Origin of the sequence: Streptomyces calvus (assembly GCF_006782915.1) — a bacterium.
Lineage (GTDB): Bacteria > Actinomycetota > Actinomycetes > Streptomycetales > Streptomycetaceae > Streptomyces > Streptomyces calvus.
Genome location: NZ_VCNP01000065.1, coordinates 1 through 5,875 on the forward strand (window position 1 = coordinate 1; position 5,875 = coordinate 5,875).

Below are 5,875 nucleotides of genomic sequence, written 5' to 3' on the forward strand. Positions count from 1 at the left end.
TCGGGGCCGACGCCGACAGCGTGCCGGGCGTCCACCCGCGCGGGGCAGGGACGAACGCGCCGAGCCCGCGGCGCGCGTTGCTGCCGGATCTTCTCTGGTGCCGTGCCGCCCCGGAGCGGGACGGTGCTGTCCTGCCGGGAGCCCGGCGTCCCGGCGGCGGCCACGGTCCGGCCGAGCGCCGTGCGGCTTCCCCGCGCACCCCCTTTCCGGAAGGAGCACCTGATGTCGGACGAGCACGCACCGGTCCTGCTGCCGGGCGGAGGCTGGCGGCTCTGGGAGGAGTTCGCGCTGCGCGGCCCCGGCTTCCCCGCCGAGGGCGTGCTGCGCCTGGCCCCGCCCGGACTGGCCGAGGCCGCCGACAAGTTCGGCCCCGGCGCCGATCTGTCCGGACCCGAGTGGCAGGCCTTCGCCGAGGAACTGTCGGCGGCTGCCGTGGACACCGCCCGCCACCTCCAGCACATCGCCGGCCTGCCCCGCTTCCAGGCGGCCCTCGCCTGGCAGAACCCGGCCGTGCTGCGCACCGGCATCGCGCCGTTCCTGCGCTGGACGCCGGGCGTGGACCAGCGCAGCAGCATGCCCCGCCAGCGCGAGGAGCTGGTCGCCCACTACTGGCAGCGGTTCTGCGTGAAGAACGACACGATCGGCTTCTTCGGACCCGTCGGCTGGGGCCGCTGGGACCCGTCCGCGCCGCACGCCGTCACCGTGGACGCCGGCCGCGGCTTCCTCGCCGCGCAGGAGGTCTACTTCTCCGGCTGGGCCGTCGACGCCCTGGCCAAGGTGCTCGCCGAGGACGAGGAGCTGATGCGGTGGATCCCGCCGCGCCGGATGTCCTTCGTGCGCTGCGAGGACGGCACGGTGCGGGTCCCGGGGCGGCCCGCCCAGCCCGTCGGTGAGCTGCAGCAGGCCGTCCTGCGGCACTGCGACGGCACCCGGCACCTGGCCGCCATCGCCGCCGAACTGGCCCTGGACCCGGGCGAGGTGGCCGCCATCGTGGACGAACTGGTCCGCCGGCGCTGGGTGACCCGGCGCCTGGAGGTGCCCGCCGCCACCCACCCCGACCTGGCCCTGCGCCGGATCCTCGAGCGCGTCCCCGACGAGGCCGCACGCGAGCGTGCCCTGGCCGGCCTCGCCGTGCTGGAGCGCGGCCGGGACGCCGTACGCGCCGCCGGCACCGACGCCGCCGCGCTGACCGCCGCGATCGGCGCCCTGGAGGCCGACTTCGCCGCGCTCACCGACAGCGAGGCCCAGCGCGCCAAGGGAGCACGCACCGCCCCCTGCCGCGGACTGGTGTACTCCGACTCCCGGCGCTCCGCCACCGCCACGGCCGGCCCCGCCCTGCTGGCGCACCTGGAACCCCTCCAGCTGTGCCTGACGGCCGCCCGCTGGATGACGAACCGCTTCGCCGACGCCATCCGTGCCCGCCTGCGCACCGTCCACGCCCGGTTGAGCGCCGACGGCACCCCGGTGGACCTCGCCACCCTGTGGATGAACACCCTGCCCTCCCCGCACCCCGACGCCGGCGACCTGATCGACGCGGCCCAGGCCGAACTGCGCGCCAAGTGGGCCCGGATCCTCGACCTCCCGCCGGACGCCCGCCGCGTCCGCCTGACCACGGCCGAACTGGCCGACCGCGTGCGCCGCGAGTTCGACGAGCCCGGCGACGGCTGGTCCCTCGCCCGCTACATCAGCCCCGACGTCCTGGTCGTCGCCGAGGACGCGGACGCCCTCGCCCGCGGCGACGTCGACCTCGTCCTCGGCGAGATGCACTGCGCCCTGAACACCATGGGCGCCTCCCTCTTCGTCCACCAGCACCCCGACCGCGACCGGCTCGTCGCCGAGACCACCCGCGACTTCCCCGGCCCCCGTCTGCTGCCCACACTGCCCAAGGAGCTGCCGCTCAGGTGGTCCACCCGCAGCCGCCCCTCCCTGGACCGGCCCGAGGACCACTACGTGACCCTGGTCGACCAGACCGGCGACCCGCACCGCCCGAACTCGGTGCAGAGCGCGGACGTCCGCGTCGAGGACCGGGACGGCCACCTGACGGCCGTCCTGCCCGACGGCACCGTCCACGACGTCCTCGACGCCTACGCCAACACCCTCACCCAGCGCGTCATGGACCGCTTCACCCTCCGTCCCGAGGGCGAGCACACCCCGCGCATCACCATCGACCGTATGACCGTGGCCCGGGAGACCTGGCAACTGCCCGTCGCCGACGTCGACTTCGCCGACGACAAGAGCGAGGCCGCCCGGTTCGTCCGCGCCCGGCACTGGCAGCGCCGCCACGACCTGCCCCGTTTCGTGTTCGTCGTCTCCCCGGCCGAACCCCGCCCCTTCTACGTCGACTTCGACAGCCCCGTGTACGTCACCATCCTCGCCAAGGCGGCCCGCCGGCTCGCCCGCAAGGACCCCGGGGCCCGCCTGAAGGTCAGCGAGATGCTGCCCACCCCCGAACAGGCCTGGCTCACCGACGCCGACGGGCACCGCTACACCTCCGAACTCCGTTTCGTGGCCGTCGACCTGACCGTCACCGGCACCCAGGAGGCCTGATGCGCACCGTCGCCGACGACCTCGCCGCGCACGCGGCCCGCCACCCGGCCCGCATCGCGCTGGACACCCCCACGGGGCAGGTCACCTACGGCCGCCTCGCCGCCCGTACCGGCGAACTGACCCGGCTGCTGCGCGCCCACGGCGCCGGCCCGGAGACGGTGTGCGCCGTCGCCGTCGAGCACGGCGCCGACGCGGTCGCGGCGATGGCCGCGGTCATCCGCTGCGGAGCCGCCTTCCTCACCCTGGACGTGGCCCAGCCCCGCGACCGGCTCGCGGCCTTCGTCCGCAGCGCGGGCACCCGGCTGCTGCTGACCACCTCCGCACACTCCCGCGCCCTGGACCCGGACCTCCCCACGATCCTGCTGGACGGCCCCGCCACCCGGCCGGAAACCCCCGCGGCACCGCCCGCCCGGGTCGACCCGCGCGCCCTGGCCTACGTCAGCCACACCTCCGGCAGCACCGGCGAGCCCAGCCCCGTCCTCGTCGAGCACCACGCCCTCGACGCCTATCTGCGCGACACCGCCCGCGCCTTCGGTCTCGGCCCGGACACCGTGGCCCTGCAGACGGCACCGCTCGGCTACGACGCCTCCATCCGGGACACCTTCGCCCCGCTGCTGGCCGGGGCCCGCCTGGTGATCGTGGAACGCTCCCGGCTGCTGCGGCCCGCCGACTTCGCCCGCACCGTGGGCGAACACCGGGTGACCGCGCTGCTCAGCACCACCCCCTCCTTCCTGACCCACCTGGCCGGGCAACCGGACCTGCCCGACCCGCTGCGCGGCGTCACCCTCGTCGCCTCCAGCGGCGAGTCCCTGCGCCCCTTCCTCGCCGCCGGCGGACGGCGGACGGTCCCGGGCACGCTCGTCAACCAGTACGGACCGACCGAGTGCACCATGACCACCACCCGCCACCGCGTCCCCGACCAGCCCGACACGGCCGAGGACACGGTCGGAGCACCCCGCCCCGGCACGGTCGTCCGGGTGCTCGACACCGACCTCACGCCCGTTCCCGACGGCACCGTCGGCGAGGTGTACATCGGCGGCGCGGGTCTCGCCCGGGGCTACGGCGGGCGCCCGGCCCGCACCGCCGAGTGCTTCCTGCCCGACCCCTACGGCCCGCCGGGCGCGCGCCTCTACCGCACCGGCGACCTCGGACGGTGGGGCCCGCAGGGCCTCATCTACGTCGGGCGCACCGACCGGCAGATCAAGATCCGCGGCTACCGCGTGGACCCCGCCGAGATGGAAGGAGCCCTGCTCGCCCACCCCCGCGTCAGCGGCGCCGTGGTCACCGCGCACACCGACGACCGGGGACGCACGTACCTGGTGGCCCACGTCACCGGCGACCCGGCCGTCACGGACGCGGAACTGCGCGCCCACATGGCCCGCTCGCTGCCGCAGCACCTGATGCCCCGGCACTTCCGGCGCCACGAAGCGCTGCCCACCACCCGCGGCGGCAAGGCGGACCGCCGCCGACTGGTCGCGGGGAGCGCCCCGTGACCGCCACCGGGCTGCGGCCGGCCACGGCCGACACCCTGCCCGGCCCCGCCGACGTCGTCGCGGCCGCCGCCCGCATCGCCCCGCACGTCCGCCGCACGCCCCTGCTGAGCGGCCCGGTGTCCGCGGCGCCCGGCACGAGACTGCTGCTGAAGGCGGAACACCTCCAGCACGGCGGCTCGTTCAAGACACGCGGAGCCGCCAACGCCCTCCTGGCGCTCGGGGCCGAGCGGGTCGTCACCGGCTCGTCGGGCAACCACGGCATCGCCCTCGCCCTGCTCGCCCGCTCCCTCGGCGTCCGTCTGACCGTCGTCCTCGCGGCGGGCGCGGACCCCGCCAAGGCCGCCGCCATCCGCGCGCTGGGCGCCGAGACCGTCCGCGTGGGCGGGGGAGTGGCCGAGCGGGAGGAGCGGGCGGGCGCGCTCGCGCAGGAGACCGGCGCCACCCTCGTGCCCTCCTCGGACCACCGCCTGGTGGTCTCCGGGCAGGGCACGGTCGGCTCCGAACTCCTCGCCGACGCCCCCGACACCGAGACGGTGTACGTCCCGACCGGCGGCGGCGGACTCCTCGCCGGTGTCTGCCTCGCCGCCGCGGTCCACCCGGTCCGCATCGTCGGTGTCGAACCGGCCCGCACACCCCGCTACGGCCGCTCCCTGGCCGCCGGGCACCCCGTTCAGCTGCCGCCCTGCACCACCGTCGCCGACGGCCTGCGCGGCCAGCGGCCGGGGCGCGTCCCCTACCCGATCATCCGCGACCGCGTCGACGACCTGATCGCCGTCGGCGACGACGAGATCCTCGCCGCCGCCGCTCTGCTGCGCCGCCTCGGTGTCGACGCCGAACCCAGCGGAGCCGTCGCACTGGCCGGAGCCCTGCGGGTCGGCCGCCGCGAACGGGCCGTGGCCGTCGTCTCGGGCGGCAACACACCCGCCCGCCTGCACGCCCTGCACCGCACGGACACCACCGACCCCACGGAAACAACCGTGGCGACCACCACCGAGGAGCACGCACCATGACCGAGAACGCCGCGACCGCCACCCGTACCGCCGACCTGCTCGTCGACATCTTCCGCGAGGTGCTCGGCCTGCCCGACCTGACCGAGGACACCGACTTCTACGAGGCCGGCGGCGACTCGCTCACCGCCTTCCAGATCACCGGCCACCTCGAGCAGATCATCGGCGCGGAGGTGCCGGTCTCCCTGGTCTTCGCCTACCCCACACCGCGGGACCTGGCCGAGGTCGTCGACACCGACTACGGCCGCGCCTGACCCGGCGCGCCACCACCGCGCGCCCCACCGGTCCTCGGCGCGGCCCACCCGCACGAGGACCGGGGGCGGGTCCTGCCGGCTCCTCCCCGCGCGCCACCGGACAGCCCGACCGTCCGCCCCTCCGCGCCTGCCGCCGGACAGCCCGACCGTCCGATCCCGCCCGCCCGAGGTCTCCACCCGCCCGTCGCCCCCGTGTCCCTCCGCCCGTCCGTCCCCCGCTCGCAAGGAGAGCCCTGCCATGACCGACGACCTCGTACCGTCCCTCGGCCGCTGGCGCCTGTGGGAGCAGTTCGCGCTGCGCGGCCCCGGCTTCCCCGCCGACGGGGTACTGCGGCTGGCCCCGGCCGGACTGGCCGAGGCGGCCGACAAGTTCGACGCGGACGCCCCCCTCGACGGCGCCGGCTGGGAGGACTTCGCCCGCCTCTTCGCCGATGCCGCCGTGGAGACCGCGCACACCCTCCAGGACATCGCCCGCATGCCGTCCTTCCGCGAGGCCGTGGCCTGGCAGAACCGCCCGGTGCTCAGCTCCGGCATCGCGCCGTTCCTGCGCTGGACGCCGGGCGTGGACCAGCGC

At 76.2% G+C, this 5,875-nt stretch carries 4 protein-coding genes and 1 pseudogene; all 5 read left to right on the forward strand.

Annotated features, from left to right (window positions below; translation table 11 throughout):
- Positions 1-222: 222 nt before the first annotated feature.
- On the forward strand, positions 223-2,547 hold the full coding sequence (locus tag FGW31_RS34795; protein WP_142193070.1) for a lantibiotic dehydratase: 2,325 nt from the start codon (positions 223-225) through the stop codon (positions 2,545-2,547).
- The gene (locus tag FGW31_RS34800; protein ID WP_142193069.1) at positions 2,547-4,040 is read left to right on the forward strand and encodes an amino acid adenylation domain-containing protein; all 1,494 of its coding nucleotides are present in this window, start codon (positions 2,547-2,549) and stop codon (positions 4,038-4,040) included. The genes FGW31_RS34795 and FGW31_RS34800 overlap by 1 nt, the downstream gene beginning before the upstream one ends.
- Entirely contained in the window at positions 4,037-5,050 is a 1,014-nt protein-coding gene (locus FGW31_RS34805; protein ID WP_142193068.1) for a threonine ammonia-lyase, read from the forward strand. Before FGW31_RS34800 ends, FGW31_RS34805 begins: the two co-directional genes overlap by 4 nt.
- Positions 5,047-5,301 (forward strand): acyl carrier protein, encoded by a 255-nt coding sequence (locus FGW31_RS34810; protein WP_142193067.1) that lies wholly within the window; start codon positions 5,047-5,049, stop codon positions 5,299-5,301. Before FGW31_RS34805 ends, FGW31_RS34810 begins: the two co-directional genes overlap by 4 nt.
- Positions 5,302-5,539: 238 nt before the next feature.
- Positions 5,540-5,875, forward strand: a pseudogene (locus FGW31_RS34815) (lantibiotic dehydratase); the annotation flags it as partial.